Annotated in this window: 22 protein-coding genes; 10 read left to right on the top strand and 12 right to left on the bottom strand. The window is 68.5% G+C overall.

The annotated features are described in order from the left end of the window. Positions 1–18 precede the first annotated feature (18 nt). Positions 19–768 carry a uroporphyrinogen-III synthase gene (locus NO364_RS15230; protein WP_199243622.1) on the bottom strand — a complete coding sequence of 250 codons (750 nt, stop codon included), beginning with the start codon at positions 766–768 and terminating at the stop codon, positions 19–21. Next, on the bottom strand, positions 765–1,850 hold the full coding sequence (hemC, locus tag NO364_RS15225; RefSeq protein WP_157690072.1) for a hydroxymethylbilane synthase: 1,086 nt from the start codon (positions 1,848–1,850) through the stop codon (positions 765–767). Before hemC ends, NO364_RS15230 begins: the two co-directional genes overlap by 4 nt. An 89-nt stretch (positions 1,851–1,939) precedes the next feature. Between hemC and NO364_RS15220 the strand changes: the two genes are divergently transcribed. Beyond that, on the top strand, positions 1,940–3,031 hold the full coding sequence (locus tag NO364_RS15220) for a nitrilase-related carbon-nitrogen hydrolase (RefSeq protein WP_157690073.1): 1,092 nt from the start codon (positions 1,940–1,942) through the stop codon (positions 3,029–3,031). 9 nt (positions 3,032–3,040) lie between these two features. On the opposite strand, the gene NO364_RS15215 is transcribed toward NO364_RS15220, so the two are convergent. The 5 genes from NO364_RS15215 to hemB form a co-directional block, all read right to left on the bottom strand. After that, positions 3,041–3,475: a type II toxin-antitoxin system VapC family toxin gene (locus NO364_RS15215; protein ID WP_157690074.1), complete on the bottom strand. Its 435-nt coding sequence runs from the start codon at positions 3,473–3,475 to the stop codon at positions 3,041–3,043. Further along, complete coding sequence (locus NO364_RS15210) at positions 3,476–3,727, bottom strand: AbrB/MazE/SpoVT family DNA-binding domain-containing protein (RefSeq protein WP_157690075.1); 252 nt, start codon at positions 3,725–3,727, stop codon at positions 3,476–3,478. A gap of 108 nt (positions 3,728–3,835) precedes the next feature. Continuing rightward, complete coding sequence (gene hemL / locus NO364_RS15205) at positions 3,836–5,170, bottom strand: glutamate-1-semialdehyde 2,1-aminomutase (RefSeq protein WP_157690076.1); 1,335 nt, start codon at positions 5,168–5,170, stop codon at positions 3,836–3,838. A 158-nt stretch (positions 5,171–5,328) separates the two neighbouring features. Further along, entirely contained in the window at positions 5,329–6,981 is a 1,653-nt protein-coding gene (locus tag NO364_RS15200; protein WP_257627954.1) for an ammonium transporter, read from the bottom strand. 294 nt (positions 6,982–7,275) lie between these two features. Beyond that, on the bottom strand, positions 7,276–8,265 hold the full coding sequence (gene hemB, locus NO364_RS15195; RefSeq protein ID WP_157690078.1) for a porphobilinogen synthase: 990 nt from the start codon (positions 8,263–8,265) through the stop codon (positions 7,276–7,278). Positions 8,266–8,358: 93 nt separating this feature from the next. On the opposite strand from hemB, the gene NO364_RS15190 reads away from it, so the two are divergent. Next, positions 8,359–8,883 (top strand): DedA family protein, encoded by a 525-nt coding sequence (locus NO364_RS15190; protein ID WP_233255229.1) that lies wholly within the window; start codon positions 8,359–8,361, stop codon positions 8,881–8,883. 60 nt (positions 8,884–8,943) lie between these two features. Here the strand turns inward: NO364_RS15190 and NO364_RS15185 are convergent, their stop codons facing one another. Continuing rightward, positions 8,944–9,108, bottom strand: coding sequence for a DUF6757 family protein (locus tag NO364_RS15185; protein WP_256405714.1), 165 nt, complete (start codon positions 9,106–9,108; stop codon positions 8,944–8,946). Positions 9,109–9,133: 25 nt separating this feature from the next. Continuing rightward, the gene (locus NO364_RS15180; RefSeq protein WP_157691194.1) at positions 9,134–9,925 is read right to left on the bottom strand and encodes a PHP domain-containing protein; all 792 of its coding nucleotides are present in this window, start codon (positions 9,923–9,925) and stop codon (positions 9,134–9,136) included. 157 nt (positions 9,926–10,082) lie between these two features. On the opposite strand from NO364_RS15180, the gene NO364_RS15175 reads away from it, so the two are divergent. Next, on the top strand, positions 10,083–10,367 hold the full coding sequence (locus tag NO364_RS15175) for a DUF5789 family protein (RefSeq protein ID WP_257627953.1): 285 nt from the start codon (positions 10,083–10,085) through the stop codon (positions 10,365–10,367). Here the strand turns inward: NO364_RS15175 and NO364_RS15170 are convergent. Continuing rightward, entirely contained in the window at positions 10,364–11,365 is a 1,002-nt protein-coding gene (locus tag NO364_RS15170; RefSeq protein ID WP_157690080.1) for a DUF5784 family protein, read from the bottom strand. The two genes, NO364_RS15175 and NO364_RS15170, sit on opposite strands and share 4 nt — an antisense overlap. 98 nt (positions 11,366–11,463) lie before the next feature. On the opposite strand from NO364_RS15170, the gene NO364_RS15165 reads away from it, so the two are divergent. From NO364_RS15165 to NO364_RS15155, 3 genes are all read left to right on the top strand, one after another. Then, positions 11,464–11,634, top strand: a complete 171-nt coding sequence (locus NO364_RS15165) for a DUF5786 family protein (protein WP_257627952.1) — start codon at positions 11,464–11,466, stop codon at positions 11,632–11,634. Between the two features lie 316 nt (positions 11,635–11,950). Next, complete coding sequence (locus tag NO364_RS15160; protein WP_257627951.1) at positions 11,951–12,775, top strand: hypothetical protein; 825 nt, start codon at positions 11,951–11,953, stop codon at positions 12,773–12,775. Positions 12,776–12,814: 39 nt separating this feature from the next. Next, positions 12,815–13,024 carry a DUF7561 family protein gene (locus NO364_RS15155; protein ID WP_157690083.1) on the top strand — a complete coding sequence of 70 codons (210 nt, stop codon included), beginning with the start codon at positions 12,815–12,817 and terminating at the stop codon, positions 13,022–13,024. A gap of 58 nt (positions 13,025–13,082) precedes the next feature. Here NO364_RS15155 and NO364_RS15150 read toward each other — a convergent pair whose 3' ends face one another. Then, complete coding sequence (locus NO364_RS15150) at positions 13,083–14,333, bottom strand: RNA-guided endonuclease InsQ/TnpB family protein (protein WP_257627950.1); 1,251 nt, start codon at positions 14,331–14,333, stop codon at positions 13,083–13,085. A 235-nt stretch (positions 14,334–14,568) separates the two neighbouring features. Between NO364_RS15150 and NO364_RS15145 the strand changes: the two genes are divergently transcribed. Continuing rightward, positions 14,569–16,350 carry an ATP-dependent DNA helicase gene (locus tag NO364_RS15145; RefSeq protein ID WP_157691196.1) on the top strand — a complete coding sequence of 594 codons (1,782 nt, stop codon included), beginning with the start codon at positions 14,569–14,571 and terminating at the stop codon, positions 16,348–16,350. A 128-nt stretch (positions 16,351–16,478) separates the two neighbouring features. Beyond that, a complete protein-coding gene (locus NO364_RS15140; RefSeq protein ID WP_157690085.1) occupies positions 16,479–16,676 on the top strand; it encodes a DUF7317 family protein in 198 nt (65 codons plus the stop codon). Here NO364_RS15140 and NO364_RS15135 read toward each other — a convergent pair. Beyond that, entirely contained in the window at positions 16,673–17,779 is a 1,107-nt protein-coding gene (locus tag NO364_RS15135) for a 60S ribosomal export protein NMD3 (RefSeq protein ID WP_157690086.1), read from the bottom strand. The two genes, NO364_RS15140 and NO364_RS15135, sit on opposite strands and share 4 nt — an antisense overlap. An 86-nt stretch (positions 17,780–17,865) precedes the next feature. Here NO364_RS15135 and htpX point away from each other — a divergent pair, with 86 nt between their 5' ends. After that, positions 17,866–18,738 (top strand): zinc metalloprotease HtpX, encoded by an 873-nt coding sequence (gene htpX / locus NO364_RS15130; RefSeq protein WP_257627949.1) that lies wholly within the window; start codon positions 17,866–17,868, stop codon positions 18,736–18,738. Beyond that, complete coding sequence (gene pspAB, locus NO364_RS15125) at positions 18,738–19,349, top strand: PspA-associated protein PspAB (protein WP_257627948.1); 612 nt, start codon at positions 18,738–18,740, stop codon at positions 19,347–19,349. Before htpX ends, pspAB begins: the two co-directional genes overlap by 1 nt. The last annotated feature ends 54 nt before the right edge of the window (positions 19,350–19,403 follow it).

Raw genomic sequence — 19,403 nt, 5'->3', positions numbered from 1 at the left:
ACCGGTGATAAACCCTCGTCAGCGTGAGTCGAGGCGGGCGACCGTCTCGCGGGCCAGCGCCTCGAAGGTCGCCTCGGCGGGCACCACGTCGACCGCGATCCCCTCGCCCTCGGCGGTCTCCCGCGTGGGCTCCCCGATGACGCCGACGACGGCGGCGTTCAGGCCACCGACCGCGTCCGCACGGATCCCGCGCTCGGCGGCGGCGTCGAGGAAGTGTTCGACCGTCAGCGACGAGGTGAAGCAGGCGGCGTCGAGGGCGCCGTCCGCGGCGAGGGTCGCCGACTCGCCCGCCCCCTCGGGGCGGACCAGCCGGTAGAGCACCGTCTCGTGGACCGCGGCGCCCGCGTCGCGCAGGCCGTCGAGCAGGACGGGACTGCCGTGGTCGCTCCGGGCCACCTCCACCGTCGCCGCCCCGACCCGGGGAGCGAGTAGGTCGACCAGCCCGGTCGAGGAGAACGCGTCTGGCACCAGGTCGACCGCGTAGCCCGCCGCCTCCAGCGCGTCCGCGGTCTTCGGCCCGATGGCGACGACCGTCGCCGCCCCCGGTTCCCAGTCCGCGTCCGCGGCGAGTTCGGCGCCGGTCTTGCTCGTGAACACGACGTAGTCGGCCTCCCGCGGCCGCTCGCCGGTCGGTTCGACCGCGAGCATCGGGTCGGGGACCGCCTCGGCGCCGAGGTCCGCGAGGAGCGACCGGGCCGCGGCCAGTCGGTCGTCGTCCGGGCGGAAGACCGCCACGCGCGGCCGCCCGCTCGGTTCCTCCCCGGTCACTCCTCTGCCTCCTCGCGGGCGCGGTCGATCAGATCGGCCGCCCCCGCCTCGCGCAACTCGGCGGCCAGCGACGCCGCCGCCGCCGCGTGGTCCGTGATCGGCAGGTCGGCGGTCCGCTCGATCGCCTCCTCGCCATCGAGGGAAAGCACCTGCACCGCCACGTGAACGTACTCCCCCTGGACGACCGCGTGGACGCCGATCGGGGCGATACAGCCGCCGCCGAGTTCCGCGAGGACCGTCCGCTCGACGGTCGTCTCGACGCGGGTTACCGGGTCGTCGACCCGGTCGTGGATCGTCGCCGTCGCCTCGCCCTCAGCCAGCGCCGTCACCGCGATGGCACCCTGGCCCGGCGCGGGGACGAACTGCGGTTTCGGCAGCCGGACCGTCCCGACGGTTCCCAGCAGCCCGCTTCGCTCCAGCCCCGCCTCCGCGAGGACGATCGCGTCGTACTCCCGATCGACCGCCCGTTCCAGCGCCCGCCGCTCCAGTTCCGCGAGGTCGTCGAACCACGCCTCGGCGGAGCGATCGAACGCGTCCGGATGCTCCCCCTCGTCCTCGTCCTCGGCGTCCAGCCGCCGCTGGTGTTCGCGCTGGAGGGTCGGCGCGAGCAGTTTCTCCACCCGGGTGTCGACGTTGCCCCGGAGCGGTTCCACGTCGAGGTCCGGCCGCTCGCGGCGCAGTTGCGCGCCCCGCCGGAGCGACGAAGTGCCGACGACAGCGCCCGCCGGGAGGTCGTCGAGGTCGCTCCCGTCGGGCGTCACCAGCACGTCGCCCGCGGGGGCACGCTCCGGCACGCCGGCGACCACGAGTTCCGGCGGCGACTCCGTGGGCATGTCCTTCATCGAGTGGACCGCGGCGTCGACGTCCCCGTCGAGCACCCGCTCGTCGAGCGCGCGGACGAACGCCCCCGTCTTCCCGAGGCGATGGATGAGTTCGTCCCTGATCTCGTCGCCGCGGGTCGACACCTCCACCGTCTCGACGCTGCGGCGTCGCCCGTCGAGGCGGTCGCGAACGTTCGCCGTCTGTCGGCGGGCGAGGTCGGATCCGCGTGTCGCCAGCCGGATTGTCCCGCCTGTATTCATGTCCGATCGGTCGCTCCCGAGGGTGAAAAGCCCACCAGTTCCGATCGACGGCACAAACGATATCCGTCGGACCCGAGACCCCCCGACGCATGTCGAAGATCCCGAAATACAACGCCGTCGGCCTCTCCCCGACCGTGTGGGGGGTCGAGGAACGCAGTGACATCGAGCGGAACCTGGAGCACGTGCACGAGGCCCTCTCGGCGGCCACGTGGCTCAGCGGCCTCGAGCTCCCCGTCCGGCTCGCCGTCCTCCCCGAGGGCGCGCTCCAGGGGTTCACCGACGAAGTGTTCGACATGGACCACGCGACCTACCGGGAGGAGATCGCGATCGACATCCCGGGCCCCGAAACCGAGACCCTCGGCGAGTACGCCAAGGAGTTCGAGACCTTCATCGTCGCCTCGGCCAAGGAGAAGGCCCCCGAGTACGACGGGAAATTCTACAACACGGCCTTCGTGATCGACCCCGACGGCGACGTGATCCACACCCACCGGAAGGTGACGCCCCTGCTCCCCGTCGAGCGATCGGTCTCCCCCCACGACGTGTGGGACGACTGGACCGACCACCACGGCGACGACCTGGACGACCTCTTTCCCGTCGTCGACACCGAGATCGGTCGCATCGGCATCTCGCTGGCCATCGAGGGCGCCTACCCCGAGTACGTCCGCGGCCTCGCGATGAACGGCGCCGAGGTGATCTGCCGGATCGCCTGCCCCGAACCCCTCGTGGCGAACGACAGCTGGGAGATCCAGAACCGCGCCCGCGCTCTCGACAACACCTGCTACGTCGTCGCCCCCAACCTGGGGACGTACTACGTCACCCCGGACGCCGACACGCCGGTCGACACCTTCGGCGGCGGATCGATGATCGTCGACCACCGCGGGCAGATCCTCGCCGAACACGCCTACGGCGCCGGGTCCTCGTACTGCGCCGCCCCGATCGACGTGGAAGGGCTCCGCGAACACCGCACGTCCTCGCCGCTGACCAACTGGATCAAGGACCTGCGGACCGAGCTGATCCAGCCCATCTACGACCGCGAGATCTACCCGAAGAACCTGTGGCTGGACCGCCAACCCGTCGATCACGACACCTACGCCGAGGAGGTGACCGAGCGACAGATCGAGAAGATGGTCGAGGCGGACGTGTTCGTGCCGCCGTATCACGAGCGCGAGGACGAGGGGTGACCGCGAACGTCACTCCGGCTGATAGGGATCGGTCGCCGTGTCGAGGCGGTAGACGTCCGCGGCGGCGTCGAAGTCGTCGTCGAACGCGTAGAGGTAGCCGAGCCCCTCCGCTTGCATATACGCCACGATAGCGGCGTCGACGAACGAGAACCCCTCGTGCCGCCGGAAGAGCGCTTTCGCCGTCGCGAACTCGTCCGCGGTCAGGGTGTCGATGTGGCAGCGCGCGTTCTCCTCTATTCGGTCGAGAAAGTCGACGGCGGCCGCGTGTCCGGCGTGGTTCGTCAGTCCGTTCAGCGTCTCTGCGAGCACGTAGTCGAGGATCACTGCCTCCGGAAGGTCGGCGGTATCGATGCCCGTGAGGATGGCGAGGGCCCCGTCGTGTGCCTCGTCACGACGGTACGCAGCGGCGAAGAGGACCGTCGTATCGACGAGTGCTCGCGGCATCTATTCCGTGTCGACGCCCCACGCATCGTGGTCGGTCGTGACTGCGGTCTCCTGCTCACCGTCGTAGCCGTCGAAGTCGCTGAACGTACCGCTTCGCTGCTGAACGACCCGGACGCGGAGCGTGCCGTCGTCCTCGACGTGCCAGCGGAGCGTGTCGCCGTCGTCGATGTCGAGTTCCCGGCGGATGCGAGCGGGGATGTTCGCCTGGTTCCCCGACACTTTGCTCTCGGAGTCGACGTTCTCACTGCCCACGTCCACGGGTAGGTGATCTCCCTGTATAAATCGTAGTGTGCGATCACACTATCGTCCCGATCGATAACGGCCGTCTCTCGTGTCGCACACTGTCGCGCGGTGTTCGGTCTACAGCGCGTCCTGGTAGGCGTCGAGCGTTCGCTGGACGTCCGCCTCCGTGTGGGCGTAGCTCACGAACTGCGCCTCGAACTGGTTGGCGGTGAGGAAGATCCCCCGATCCTTCATCTCCTGCCAGAAGACCCGCTCCCAGCGGTTGGTCTCGGCTGCGGCCACGTCCGCGCCCGTCTTGGGACAGGCGTCGTAGTTCGGGCAGTCTTCGCGCTGGCGACAGCCGGCCTCGCAACGGCCCTCGCCGCCGCGCCCCTCGCGGGTGAAGATCGTCTTGAAGATGCTCCCGGTGCCGACGACGGTGTACTCCGGCGCCCGCTCCTCGAGGATGTCGGTGATGCCGGCACGCAACTGCTCGCCGAGCGCGTTCACGTGGTCGTAGACGTCGTTCTCGGCGGCGTACCGCAGGGTCTCCAGCCCGGCGGCCATCGTCACCGGATGCCCGGAGAAGGTGCCGGACTGGAACACGTCGCCGCCGGGAGTGAGATGTTCGACGATTTCGGCCCGGCCGCCGACGGCGCCGACGGGGAAGCCGCCGCCGACGATCTTGCCGAGCGTCGTCAGGTCGGGCGTGATCCCGAACTCGCTTTGGGCACAGCCGAGGCCGCCGACCCGGAAGCCCGTGATGACCTCGTCGAAGATCAACAGCGAGCCGTACTCGTCACAGAGGTCGCGAAGCGACTCGTGGAAGCCGTCGACGGGCATCACCACGCCCATGTTGCCCAGCATCGGCTCCGTGAGCACGGCGGCGATGTCGTCGCCGTGTTCCGCGAACACGTCGGCGATGGTGTCGGTGTCGTTGAACGGGACGGGGATCGTATGCTCGGCGAAGCTCTCGGGGATGCCCGGCGAGGACGGTCGAGCGCCGTCGGGACCGCCCTCGACGAGCGTGGACTCCTGGGCGCCGTGGTAGCCGCCCTGCATGACGACGATCTTGTCCCGCCCGGTGTACGCCCGCGCCAGACGGACCGCGGAGACCGTCGCCTCGGTCCCCGAGTTGACGAACCGGAGCATCTCCACGGAGGGGACGTGGCGGGTCACGAACTCCGCGAGGTCGACCTCCACCTCCGTCGGCGCGCCGTACATCGGCCCGGCGCTGGCGTGGGACTGGATCGCCGCCTCGACGGGGTCGGGGAGGTCGTGGCCGTACAGCAGGGGCCCGTAGCCCATCACGTAGTCGAGATAGCGGTTGCCGTCGGCGTCGACGACGTGTGCGCCGTCGCCGTCCTCGACGAAGAAGGGGTAAGGCATCGACGCTCGGACCGACGAGTTGACGCCACCGGGCAGGACCGACAGCGCCCGGTCGTACAGCTCGCGGGAGTTCTCGTGGTTCATACCTACCGGTGTGTGCGGCGGCGGAAAGAATGTACTGGGTCGGAGAAAAGGTGCTCACCGCGAGCCGGCGCCGGCGACGGAACCGTAACCAGGGGAGACCGTCGGGCCGGAGCGGGTCGCGGTCGGGATCGCGATCGGGGTCGGCGTCGAGGACGGTCTCAGACCGCGTCGGGCCCCTCCTTGCCCGTCCGGACCTGAATCGCCTCGTCGACGGGCATGATGAAGATCTTGCCGTCGCCGGGTTCGCCCGTGTTCGCGCTCTCGCGAATGGCCTCGGCGACGTCTTCGGCGGGTACGTCCGCGACCACGCATTCGATTTTCACCTTCTGGTGGAGGTCGACCGTGTACTCCTCGCCGCGCCACTGGCCCTTCTTCGCGGGCTGGGAGCCGCGGCCGGAGACGTTCGTCACGGTGATCGAGGGGGCACCGACCTCGGCGATGGCCTGTTTCACGTCGCCCAGCTTCTCCGGGCGAAGCATCGCGACGACCATCTTGATGTCGCGCTCGTCCTCGCCGCCGTCGGTGCGGATCTCCTCGCCGCCGTCCGGCACCGCGTCGGGCTGGTCGCCGAACTCGGGGTAGGTGTCGACGCCGTGCTCGGCGACGTCGAGCCCCTCACGCTCGTGGTCGGGATCGACGCGAGCCTGGCCGATGGCCTTCAGCGCACCGAACACGACCGCGGTGGCGGCGATGGTCCAGGCGCCGATGACGGTGACGCTGACGATCTGTGCCAGCAGGACCTGCGTCGAGAAGCCGTTGATCGAGACGAAGGGGAGCAGGATACACCCCATCGCGCCGGCGCTCCCGTGGACGGGGTAGACGGCGCAGACGTCGTCGATCTTGAGCCGCTTCTCGACGAACTTGAAGACGATGGGGAGCTGTCCGCCGGCCAGCAGGCCGACCAGCAGCGCGCCCCACCACGTCGACAGGTTGGGGATGCTCGTGATGCCGACGAGGCCGGCGAGCATCCCGTTGGCGACGTAGAGCGTATCGACCTTCTCGGTCTGGAGCAGCGAGACGCCGGCGGCGCCGATGGCGCCCGCGCCCATCGCGAGCGTCGTCGTCAGCGCCACGCGGCCGACGGTGTCGGCGAAGGCGCCGAGGGCCATGGTGCCTTCCTCGACGACGAACACCGTCGCCGCCGTGCCGACGTTGAAGCCGTACCAGCCGAAACAGAGGATGAGCGTCCCCAGCACGGCGAAGGTCATCGAGTGGCCGGGGATGACGTTCGCGCTCCCGTCGTCGTTGTAGCGGTCCATCCGCGGGCCGAGGACCCACGCCGCCGTGAGGCCGGCGATGCCGCCCATGCCGTGGACGATCATGCCGCCCGCGAAGTCGCTGAACCCGACGCCGAGCACCGACGAGAGGTAGCCGCCACCCCACGTCAGCCCCGTCACGACGGGGTAGATGACCGCCGAGAGGATGATAGTGTACGTGACGTACGCGCGGAGTTTCGCGCGGCCGGCGACGGCCCCGCTGACGATGGTCGCCGCCGTCATGGCGAACACCGCGCCGAAGAGCCAGCCGATCCACGTGTCGGAGCCGCCGGTGATGTAGGCGAACGGATCGGCCGCCCCGCCGACAATCCCGGAGACGCCGGCCCCGATCAGGAAGTAGACGATGACGCCGATACTCCAGGTGAGCATGTTCTTCGTCAGCTGGTTGGCGACGTTCTTCGAGCGTACCTGCCCCGCCTCCAGCATGGCGAAGCCGGCGTGCATGAAGAAGATCAGGAAGGTGACGGTCAACACCCAGACGTTGTTGACACCTGAGGCCAGCGCCGAGGGATCGACCTGCAGCGGCGTCAGCATCCGGCCACCTCCGCCGACGGTACTTCGCGAGCAGTGCTTGGACAGACGTTCGTGTTTCCGTATTTGCGTGCCATGTTCGTTCTCCGAATCGCGATAGAAGATACTGTTACGACATAATATAAGGGTTAGCGTTTACAATTGTTGATATGAAGGGGATTCGGTGGATGTTCGTCCGGTTTAATAGTGGATAAGGGTTGTATAAGGTCGTAAGATGGCTACTCTGTGGGCAGTGAGCGGCGAATAATTAGACGAACGTAGTGTAAGATTCCCTATGACTGTCGGTCGGCCGCGTGCTCACGCGTCCCGGCAGTCGGGCGCGACGTCCTCGGCGAAGTAGGTCACGATCAGGTCGGCACCCGCACGCTTGAGCGAGAGCAACGACTCCCGGGCGACGGCCTCCAAGTCGAGCCACCCCTTCTCGGCGGCGGCGTGGAGCATCGCGTACTCGCCGCTGACGTTGTAGGCGGCGACGGGTCGGTCGAACTCCCGGCGGACGGCGCTCACGACGTCGAGGTAGGGGAGGCCGGGTTTCACCATCAGCACGTCCGCACCCTGCTGGACGTCGAGTCGCACCTCGCGGAGCGCCTCCCGCGTGTTCGCGGGGTCCATCTGGTAATGTCGCCGGTCGCCGAAGGCGGGGGCGCCGTCGGCCGCGTCGCGGAAGGGACCGTAGAAGGCGCTCTCGTATTTCGCCGCGTAGGACATGATCGCCACGTCGGCGAAGCCGGCGTCGTCGAGCGCCGTCCGGATGGCGCCAACCATCCCGTCGGTCATGCTCGACGGGGCTACCATCTCCGCCCCCGCCTCGGCGTGGGAGACGGCCGTCCGTGCCAGTCGGTCCAGGGTCGCGTCGTTGTCGACGGTCAGGGTCGGATCGTCGCGGGCGTCCGCCTCCAACACCCCGCAGTGGCCGTGGTCGGTGTACTCACAGAGACACACGTCGGTGATGACCGTCGCGTCCGTCGCCTCGGTGACGTCGCGGGTCGCTCGCTGGACGACGCCGTCCGGCGCCCAGGCGCGCGAGCCCTCGTTGTCCTTCGATTCCGGCACCCCGAAGAGGATGACGGCCTCGACGCCCGTCGCCAACACTTCCTCGACGCGGTCGACCGCCTCGTCGACGGGGACCCGTTCGTGTCCGGGCATCGACTCGATGGGCACCCGCTCGTCGGTCGTCGCGTCGACGAACACGGGCGCCACGAGGTCGGTCGCGCGGAGTTCGGTCTCGCTGACCAGCGAGCGGACGCCGTCCCGGCGTAGTCGCCGCGGGCGGTCTGTCTGGTCCATACGGCCGCCTCGCTCGGGACGCCCAAAACCCCGTCGTTCCCGCACATTCACGACAACGCAACCGATTAGTCCCTCGACGGCACAGGGCGAGGTGTGTCCACGCCGCCGCTCCAGGTCGCGCAACTGCCCACCGCCCTCCGCGAGCTGGTCGCCGCCGACTACGGTCTGCTGGTCCTCTTCGGCGTGTTCGTCCTCGAGGGCGCGATGTTGCTCTACGTCGTCCCGAGCGAACTCGTCGTTCCGGGTGCCCTCGCGCTCCTCGGGGGCTCCGTCCGGACCGCCGTCGTCGTCGTCGCCGTCGCCGTCGCCGGCGCGACGGTCGGGCAGTTTGCCCTCTTCCTCTTGGCCAAGCGGGTCGGCCGGGAACGGCTCCTCCAGTCCCGGTGGTTCCGCGTCAGCGACGACTCCCTCGCCCGCTTCGAGGGGTGGTTCGACCGCTGGGGGCCGGTGGTGGTCCCCCTGAGCAACACGCTCCTGTTCACGCGGGGGATGGTGACGGTGCCCGCCGGCCTCGCCGGCATGGACGACCGGCGGTTCGTGCTCCTCTCGGCGCTCGGCACCCTCTCTTTCGAGTCGATACTGGCCGGGCTCTACCTCTGGTTCGGGACGGTACTGTGAGTCGGGGCGGGTCGTCCGCGACGGCAACGAGGCCGGTCCGGATGTGGGGCGGGAGAAGGGCTACTCGGTGCGGTCGATGTCGATCCGTTCGCGGAGGGCGGCCAGGTCGTCGGACTCCGCGAGCTCCTCCAACCGCTCGCGAAAGTGGTTCTCGCAGAGGCCGACGCGAATACCCTCCTTCTCCGCCGCGTAGGCGGCCTCGCGATCACAGTAGTGGCACTTCATACCCGGAGTAGGGGCTCACGCCGGTTTAAGGCTGCGCATCCGGCAGACGCGACGTGATCCGGGCGGCCGCGGCGGTGTCGAGACCCGCGATGCCCAGCCGCTCGTCGTGGGCGTCGCTCCCCCCGGTCGCCAGCAGGTCGTGGCGCTCCATCACCGCGTCGAGGCGCTCCGTCCCGACCGGGGCGTCGTACGGGTAGTACCGTTCGACCGCGTCGAGTTGTGGGGCGAGTTCGAGGGCGGCTTCCGGGTCGGCGTACCGGAACGGGTGGGCCAGCGAGACGACGGGGCAGGCCGCGGTCAGCAGGGAGAGGGCGCGGTCCACCGGCGGCACCTCGCGCGGGACGTAACAGGGACCGTCGTCGCCGATGAACCGCTCGAACGCGCCCGCGTAGTCGCAGTCGGCGTCGCTCTCGTCGACCGCCCGGGCGACGTGTGGCCGCCCGACGCCGGGTTCGAACGCGACGTCCAGGTCGACGCCGAGGCGGTCCTCGACCCGCGCCGTCATGCGCCGGGCGCGCTCGATCCGGTCGCGCTGGAGGCGGTCGAGTTCCGCCCGCAGCCCCGCCGTCCCCTCGACGCCGTAGCCGAGCAGGTCGAGCCGCCCCGTCGCCGTCTCGACCTGGAGTTCGACCCCGCGGATCACCGTGATCCCGTCGCGGACGGTCACGGGGGCGTCGAGGTCCGGGTGGAGGCGGTCGTGATCGGTGATCGCGACGGTCTCGACGCCGGCCGCCCGCGCGGCCGACGGCAGGGCATCGAGGGACAACCGCCCGTCCGAGACGGGCGTGTGTACGTGTAGGTCGGCGACCACGTCCATGGACTCCCCTCGCCAGCCCCGCCGATAGGCCTTGCGACGGACGCGTGTCACTCCCACACGCGGTAACGGTCCTCAATTAAGGATGATTAAAGACTTCATCCGAACTAAGGTTGTACATGGAAAACCATTATAGTTCTCCGCTGCCTCTAACCCAGTGATGAAGTTCAACGGCACTGGCGAAATGATCGACGCCCTCGAATTCCCCACGACAACCGACGAGATCATCGCCGAACACGGCGACCACGAACTCGAACTCCAGCGCGGGACCGAGCGGGTCGGCGAGGTGCTGAACCGACTGGCCACCGAGGAGTTCGACACGCCCGAGCAGGTCCGTCTCTCGGTCCGCTCGGCGGTCGGACACAAGGCCATCGGCCGTCGCTTCTACAGCGACCGCGACCCGACGGCGCTCGGCGAGTCGGGCCCGACCCCGCTGTCGCTCTAGTCGAAGGCCGATTCCAGTTCTAGCGGTACCGCTCCCTTCGTGTAGCCCGTCGTCCGCCCGTCGGGCCGGGTTCGGTAGACGACCGCCGGCCGGTGTCCCACCTCCGGCTGTGCCTGTTCGACCGCTAGCCAGTCGTCGTCGGGGAACGACGAGCAGTCAACGAACAGCACGACGCCGCCGGCGTGTGCCGACAGCTGTCCGTCCGTCTTCGTCTTCGCGGTGTCCCGGACGGCGGCGGCCGGCGTCCCCGCGGAGCGGCGGTTCGGCGGTAGCGGCCGCGTCACCTCGACGAGCGGCTGTTCGCCCTCGTCGGTCCGGGCCTGGAAGTCGATGGAGTGGCCCGTCGTCACCTCGATTTCGGGCCGGGGTTCGTAGCCGGCGTCCACGAGCAGCTTCGCGGTGTGAAACTCACCCATGGTCGCCGCCATGCGCGTCAGATCCAGGCGCTCCGAGGTGCCGAGCTTGCCCGCCATCGTCTCGCGGTATTCGTCGAGGATCCCGGCCGACAGGAACCGCTCGTAGAAGGCCAGCGCGTCGTCGCGGTCGGCGTCCGGGAACCCCGCCGCGTGTTCGTCGAAGAACTCACGGGTCGTCCAGCGGCCGTCCTTCGAGAGGAAGACGGGGAGGAAGAACCACGAGAGATGCGGATAGGGTTCCAGCCACGGCGACTGCTCGTGTAGTTCCGCGCGGAGTTCGCGCTCCGCCCAGTCGGCGACGCCGTCCGGTACCTCGGTGAAGCCGTACTTCTCGGTGCGCCAGAGGCTCGACGGCGTCTCCGTGTTGCCGAGCCAGTAGGCGCCGTCGTCGTCCCAGCAGAAGAGCGCGGTGTCGCCGTTGTCAACGTCGAACCGCCGGGCCTCGTACCCCTCGGGGGGTTTGAACCAGGGGCGACTGCTCGTCGCACCCAGGTTGCCGTCCAGCGGTTCGAACACCTCGGCGCGGACGCGGCCGTCCGTCCAGCGGCCGGGGGCGTGTCGAAAACGAAGGGGTCGTGCCACGGGGGACGGTACGTCCTCGGACGATTTACGCGTTCCGCGTCGTCCCCCCGAATCGTCCGTTACATATATATCAGGACACCTCCAAGTCACCACGTACCATGTCAATGGGTGCCTATGACGAGGACGAGCACGAGCGGCGCGCGCAGAAGACCGGGCAGGTCGACCTCTCCGACGACGACCGGTCGGAGTTCCGAGGGACCCTCTCGTACGAGTCCGGCGACTCCACCGAGGCCCTCCTGGATCAGTTCAAGCAACTCCAGGGGGAGTGACCGTCCGTTCCGCCCGCGCAGGACGGGAACCGCCGTCGACACCAGCGCCCCGGTGACGTGACCCACCACCGCCCGACCAGCGGCGGGTCTCCCCATCGCCGGCACGGGCGCCGGTTCCAGCGGCCCGACCTCGGCTGGGGGCGACGCCGCGGCCCCCACGACGCGGCTTCAGGCTCACCCTGACGATCCGCGCTGCGTCCCGGCGGTCGGCTAGCGCCTGATTACCTATTTCCCCCTCCCGCGTAGCGGCGCCCATGAGATCGCACCGCGTCCCCGATCGGACCGCACGGCGGATCCCCACGGCCGGTGACGCCGGATGAGCGACGCCGGTGACCCGGACGCGGCGGAGGACGACTCCTCCCGTCGCCGTCTGCTCGTCCTCCTCGGATCCGGACTGCTCGCTGTCGTCGGCGCGGGGTTCGGCACCGCGCCCCGATTCGACGACGACCCGGCCTCGGACCCGGACCTCTCGATCGAGTACGACGTGACGGCCGACCGTCCGCCGACGTCCACCCCGACGCCGGCGGGCGAGGCCACCGACGCGGATCCGACGCCCGCACCCGACACGCCCGTGGACGACGGCGGTTCGACCGAGCGGCCGTCCGATCAGACCGCCGACGGCTCGCCCGCCGACGGATCGGGATGGCTCGACGGCGACCGTAATCCGCCGCCCGCCGGCACCGGGACGGCCGTCCCGCCCGACGATCCGGTCGCGGCCGCCGTTCCCCCCGTCGCCCTCGACGACGTAGTGCCCGGCGACGGCGGGACGGTCGACCTCTCGCTCTCGCTGTCGGGGTCGCCCGCACGCCTCTGGGTTCGGGGGACCGTGACCGACGTCGCGGAGGGCGGCGTGACCGACGCAGAGCGGAGCGCGGGCGACGGCGGCCCGCCGGGTGAACTACAGGAATACGTGCGGGTCCGTCTGTGGTACGACGACGCCGACGGCCGGCCGGTCTACGAGGGATCGCTCGCCGGCCTCGACGCCGTTTCGGAGTGGATCCCGCTGACCGACGCCTGCGTCGCCGCGGGGGCCCACGCCGTCCGGTTCCGGTGGGAGCTCCCGGCGGATGCGCCGAACCGCGTGCAGACGGACTCCGTGTCGTTCTCGCTGGGCGTCGCCGCCGACGCGGGCGAGTGTTGACCCGCAGGGCTTTCCCGTCCCGGCCCGTCGGCTTCGGGTATGAGCTCCGACCCCTGTGACGGCTGCGGGACGGACGTTCCCGTCGCGGGCGGCGCCGGGAACTTCTGGACGTTCGAGGCGACGACGACCGGCGGCGTCACGCTCGAACTCGCGGACGGCACCGAACATTTCCTCTGTTTCGACTGCATCGAGCGCCTCCCCGACGACCGCGAGGTGACCGCCGACGACGTGGCGGCGTTGTCCGAGTGACATCCTCCCCGCCGTGAACGGCGGGGCTTCCCGTACCGCAGGTGGGATATTTGCCGGTCTACGACGCGACTTGTTCTCTCGTGTGAAACGTCCCGCTCTCGCGGTCGAACAAGTGTGTCGATGGCTGTGCCACACAGCCGTTACTCCTATCCTCACCGTGAGGATTCGGAGTTATCTTCTGCCGCATGTTCTCCGCTCCGTTGCAATCTGCGTTCCCGACCAAGCCACACGACTGGCAGACGTACAACCCTCGCTCAACACGGTTCGCTTTCGTGTCGTCTCCACACGCCGAACAGGTCTTCGAGGTGTCCCACTCGTTCTCCTTTAGCACCTCAACACCGCGTATTTCGCCCTTGTATTCGAGGTACTGGAAGATGCGGTCGAAGGCCCACGTATGGAGTTTCTTGTTGCCTGTCTTCCCCCAGTCGGACTCTCGAACAGTCTCGGGCCAACTTACTGCGAGCGTGCCCACACCGCGTTCGACACACTCTGTGATGATGGCGTCTGAGAGGGCGTGGTAGAAGTGCGTCTCACGGTCAGTGAGTTTCTGACGTGCCCACATCGACTTCTCAGACGGGCCGTTCTCACCTTCCGTGTCGTACTCAGCACGCTTGAAGTAGTGCTTGTCCTGCTTGAGCGAGTTACCGGGGTAGAGAACGTATTCGTCCGGGAACGCGACCGTAGCGATATTTGTGATACCGAGGTCAATACCGGCCACTTCGTCACCTGCTGGGTCGTTTGTTTCGAGTTCGACTTTACAGACGAAGTGCAGTTCCCACTCGTCACCGTTCCAGACCGCACGAACGTTCTGCACCGAGTTGGCTTCAGAGAGGTCAACGTCAGGACGAGTCTGGTACTCGCAGAGCAAGAAGTCCGAGAAGTGTTTCTTCAGGTTCGAGCCTTTCGAGAGTCGAACTCGATTGTTCTCGGAGTCGTGTTTGAACCCGTCTTCTTTGAACGTAACCGTGGAACGTGGTCGTTCGTCGCCGTGTTTCCGGTAGCCGGGCGGATTTGCCTTGTCGTCTTTCTGTCGTAGGTCGAACCACGACTGGAAAGCGTCAGAAAGTTCTTCAATGACTTTCTGACTGGATTGTGCGTTCAAGTCTTTCCAGCACGAGCGGTTCTTCATATACGATTTAAGCGAACCTTCGTTGGGAATCGTACCGATTGCGTCCCAAACTCGTTGGGCTGTCCATCGTGCGACGTTCCAGATCTTCGAGGCGGAATCCCCGAGCGAGTCGAGGCCATCGCAGACCTGCCGGTGGTTCTGGATGGAACCAACGAAGGTGCGCGTGACCTGAATCGCCATACATAGCCTATGTCGAAGCAGTTATTTAATGCCCGGATTGGCGTGGACTATCCGGTCTGTCATCGACGGTGGACTGCGTAGGAAGTGTCGGATTCACTCCCGGCGTAAACGGCGGGATTCTCTCCTAGCAGGAAGATAGTTTTACAGTCGAACGGAAGTCGACGGAACGGTCCGACATCCCCGGACGTCGAACCGTTGCCGACAGTATTACCTGCGGCGCCCGGCTGTGGTCACCGTGGACCCCGAGCGCATCCCCGCCTCGTTCCCGGCCCCGTCGTTCCGTGGCAACCAGCGCGACGCCCTGGCGGACATCCGTTCGGCCTTCGCCGCGGGCAACGACGTGGTGCTGGTCCGTGCCCCGACCGGGAGCGGGAAGTCGCTGCTGGCCCGCGCCGTCGCCGGGGCGGCCCGGACGCCCGACGAGGCCGACCCCGCCGAGGCGACCGGCGCCTACTACACCACGCCGCAGGTGTCACAGCTCGACGACGTGGCCGCGGACGACCTGCTCGACGACCTCAACGTGATCCGGGGGAAGGGAAACTACACCTGCATCCTCCCCGACGAGACGACGACGCCGGTGGACCGTGCACCCTGTGCGCGGGAGTCGGGCTACGACTGTACGGTCAAACACCGGTGTCCCTACTACGCCGACCGCGCCATCGCCTCCAACCGATCCATCGCGGCGATGACGCTCGCCTACTTCATGCAGACCGCCGGGTCGGAGGTGTTCGGCAAGCGCGACGTGGTGGTGATCGACGAGGCCCACGGCCTCGCGGAGTGGGCGGAGATGTACGCCACCGTCGACCTCCGGTCCGACACCGTCCCCGTCTGGGACGAGGTGGGCGTGCCCGACTTGGACGACGCGGACGACCCGCTCGACCGGACGGCCCGCTTCGCCGAGACGCTCGCCGGCGTCTGTGAGCGCGCGGCGTCGGATCTGACGAAATCGCCGGAACTCACGCCGGGCGAGGCCGCCCGCCGCGACCGGTTACAGGAGCTTCGGTCGGAGCTCCAGTGGTTCGTCTCCGACTACCGCGACCCGACCAGTACGACCACCTGGGTCGTCGACCAGCCCGACGACGCTGGCGGCGCCATCACGATCAAGCCGCTCGACCCCGGTCGGTACCTCCATCACACCGTCTGGGACCGCGGGAACAAGTTCGCCCTCCTCTCGGCGACCATCCTCGACAAGGCGGCGTTCTGTCGCGGGGTCGGTCTCGACCCCGCGAACGTCGCCCTCGTCGACGTCCCCCACACCTTCCCCCTGGAGAACCGCCCGCTCTACGACGTGACCCGGGGAAAGATGACCTACGAACACCGCGACGGGACGCTGCCCGACGTGGCCCGCCTGCTGGTTCGACTCATGGCTCGGCACCCCTCCGAGAAGGGTCTCGTCCACTGTCACTCCTACGCGATTCAGGACCGCCTGGCCGACCGCCTGTCGGATTTCGGCGTCGACGCCCGTCTCCGGACCCACGATCGGGCGGACCGCGACCGGGCCCTGGAGGACTGGAAGGCGACCGACGACCCCGACGTCTTCCTCTCGGTGAAGATGGAGGAGGCGCTGGACCTGCGTGGCGACCTGGCCCGCTGGCAGGTACTCTGCAAGGCGCCCTATCTCAACACCGCCGACTCGCGGGTGGCCCGTCGGCTCGAAGACGGGCAGTGGGCGTGGTACTACCGGGTCGCCCTCCGGACGGTGATCCAGGCCGCTGGCCGCATCGTCCGCGCGCCCGACGACCACGGCGCCACCTACCTCGCGGATTCGAGCCTCCTCGACCTCTTCGAGCGCGCCCGGGGGGACATGCCGCCCTGGTTCGCGGACGCCGTGGACGACATGGAGCGGCCGACCCTCCCGGCCTTTGACCCCGACGCGGCACTCGACGGGACGGACACGACGCCCGGCACACGGAGCGGTGGGCGGACCGGGGCGCGGCCCCACACGGCGTCCGACGGGGGCGAGTCGGGCGACGACGGCGCCGACGACCACCCGCTGTCGGACGTGTGGGGCGAGTGATCCGTGGTACCGAGACTCAAACAATAACTGACCATACGTTTCTTCTATTGTGGACAAGATTGTCAAACGCGGGTTGTATTACTAGAAAGATTTAGGTACTTGTAGCTATTCCTCGAAAATACACCCAAATGCGCACTCATACGATCGAGTCGTCGGTGATCCTGTATCGCAACGGGACGCTCACGCTCTCGCAGGCCGCCCGGCGCGCGGGCTGTTCCGACGAGGAGATGGCGTCGGCGGTGACGGGACACCTGCAGCGGGCGGGGATCGACGTCGACGCCGGCGACGTCACGTCCACGGCCGACCGGTCGGCCGACGCCGACTAGTCAGGCAGGGCGTGGAGGCCGGCTCGCGTCTTGACGACGGGAACCGTCTCCGCGTCCGCGTCGAAGAAGTCCGGGCGCGGGATCGTCTTCGCCTCGTAGGTCTCCGGGTCGAGTACCTGCACCGCGTGGGCGTCCTCGACGGCCACCACCGTCGTCTCGACGGCGTCCTCGCGGGTCGCCAGTCGCCTGGCTGCGAGTTCCTCGTCGTCGAACGACGCCTCGTAGGGCTCGCCGGTGGCCAGTCGGATCCCCTTCAGGTTCCCGCTCACGCTCCGGACGAGGACCGGCCCCGCGTCGTCGTCGGGGGCGATGACGTCGCCCGGCGTGAACTTCGGCAGCCGCACCGCGTAGGTGACCCGGTAGACCTCGTTGCCGTCGCCGTCCTCGGTGACGAGGGTGGGGTAGCTCTCGACGCTCCCGCCGAGTTCGCGGACGATGCGCCGGGACACCTCCTCGCCGAGGCCGTTCGTCGACAGCTTCACGTTCGGGCCGTCGTCCGTCTCCTTCACCTCGCTGACGAAGGCCTCGCGGTCGCCGTCCCCCTCCTTGTCGGCGACGTGGGACTCCGCGATCTCGACGGCGCGGCTCCGTTCCTCGGCCGTGGGCGTCCGGTCGGTCGCCCGCACCTGAACCGTACTCGCGTAGTAGCCCCCGGCGATACGCCCACAGCGGTCGCAGGTGCCCCGCGAGATCTTCACGGGCACGACGACCGACTCCTCCAGCGGCGTCTCGCGGACGACGCCGGTGAACTGGCAGTGCATCCGGATGGTGTTCTCGTCGACCTGCTCGGGATCGACCGCCCACGTGACGTTCCGGGCGCCGACGTGGATCCCGAGCGCCTCGCGGGTCTCGTCGACGGCCACGTCCGTGTAGTCGCGGGCGTCGACGTCGACCCACCGGTTCCCCCGGTGGACGGCACCACAGCCGGAACAGACCAGCACCTCGATCCGCTCGGGTGCGTCCACGAGGTCGAAGTCCTCGAAGTAACAGGCGTCACAGAGGCGGCGGTCCCGGTCGCGTGGCTCGCCGGGCAGTGGCTCCGTTCGCGTCGGCACCGGGTCGCCACAGCGCGGACAGAACTCCCGGGACTCGGTGTCGCTCATCGCCGGGCCGTAGTCGCCCGCGGCGGTTAAGCCCCGCGACACGGATCGCCGATAACGTTTACCGACCGCCGCGTCTACCCCCGCACATGGAGTGGAAACCCGACTGGGGGCTTCGGGGCCGGATGGTCCTGACGATGTTCCTCCTGTTCGTCCTCTATATCGTCTTCGTCGCGATCCTGTCGCGGTACATGGGGCTGTTCGGAATCGTCCTCGTGATGGGACTGTTCTCGCTGGGACAGTTCTTCTTCAGCGACCGCCTCGCGCTGTACAGCATGGGCGCGAGACGCGTCGACGCCGAGGAGTATCCCCGCCTGCACGCCATGGTCGACCGCCTCTGTCAACAGGCCGACCTCCCGAAACCCGACGTCGCGGTCGCGGACACGAAGATGCCCAACGCCTTCGCCGCCGGCCGGTCCCAGAAGCACTCGACGGTCTGTGTCACCGAGGGGCTCCTCCGCACCCTCGACGAGGAGGAACTCGAGGGCGTGATGGCCCACGAACTCGCCCACGTCAAGAACCGGGACGTGATGGTGATGACGATCGCCTCCTTCCTCTCGACGCTCGCCTTCATGGTCGTGCGGTGGGGGTGGCTGTTCGGCGGCGGCCGCAACCGCCAGGGCGGCGGCGGCGTCGTCGTGGCGATCCTCGTCTCGCTGGTCGTCTGGATCGTCTCCTTCCTGCTCGTCCGGGCGCTCTCGCGCTACCGCGAGTACGCCGCCGACCGCGGGGCGGCGGCCATCACCGGCCAACCGTCGGCGCTCGCGTCGGCGCTGCTGAAGATCTCCGGCCGGATGGACGACGTCCCCGACCGTGACCTCCGCGAGCAGTCGGAGATGAACGCCTTCTTCGTCATCCCGCTCCGGAGCGGCGTCGTCGGCCGCCTGTTCTCGACGCACCCGCCGACCGAGAAGCGCGTCGACCGCCTGCGCGACCTCGAAGGGGAGATGGAACGGCGCTGATGGGCCTGTTCGATACGCTCCGGTCGGTGCTCGGCGTCCGGACCGACGCCGACGCGACCCGCGAAGCCGACCCCGAGGACCTGTTCGGCATGAGCACCGCCTACCTCACGATGGAGGCCGACCTCGGTTTCGCCCCCGTCGGCGCCGCGGCGCTCTGTTTCTCCTCGGTCGACAGCACCGACTTCGACGCGACGGTCGACGACGTCGAGGAGATCCTCCGCGCCGGCGAGGCCGAGACGGGGACGACGTTCTACCGCCACGAGGACGACCACGGCTACCACTGGGTCGTCCTCGAGGACGACGACCCCGAGGACCTGGTGACGAGCGTCCACTTCGCCGCCGATACGTTCGTCGAGCGCGGATACGGCTCGCGCCTGCTCGCGGCGGTCTTCGGGTTCGAGCGCGCCCGCGACGGGACCCGTGCCTACTGGCTCTACTCCTTCCGCCGCGGGGCGTACTACCCCTTCGTCCCGACGGGTGGCCGCGAACGGGACAACCGACTGGAGTTCAAACTCCAGTCGGTCCTCGACGGCGAACTCGACGTGGAGGACGACGAGAGCTACTGGTACCCGCTGTGGCCCGGCACGGACGGCGGCCACCCGTGGACGTAGCGCCCGCTCCCGCATGAACCACCGCGCTCCGTGGTATCGACGGCCACGCCGTCG

This window comes from Haloplanus salinarum (assembly GCF_024498175.1).
Taxonomy (GTDB): Archaea; Halobacteriota; Halobacteria; order Halobacteriales; family Haloferacaceae; genus Haloplanus; species Haloplanus salinarum.
This window is presented reverse-complemented; position numbering and strand designations above follow the sequence as displayed.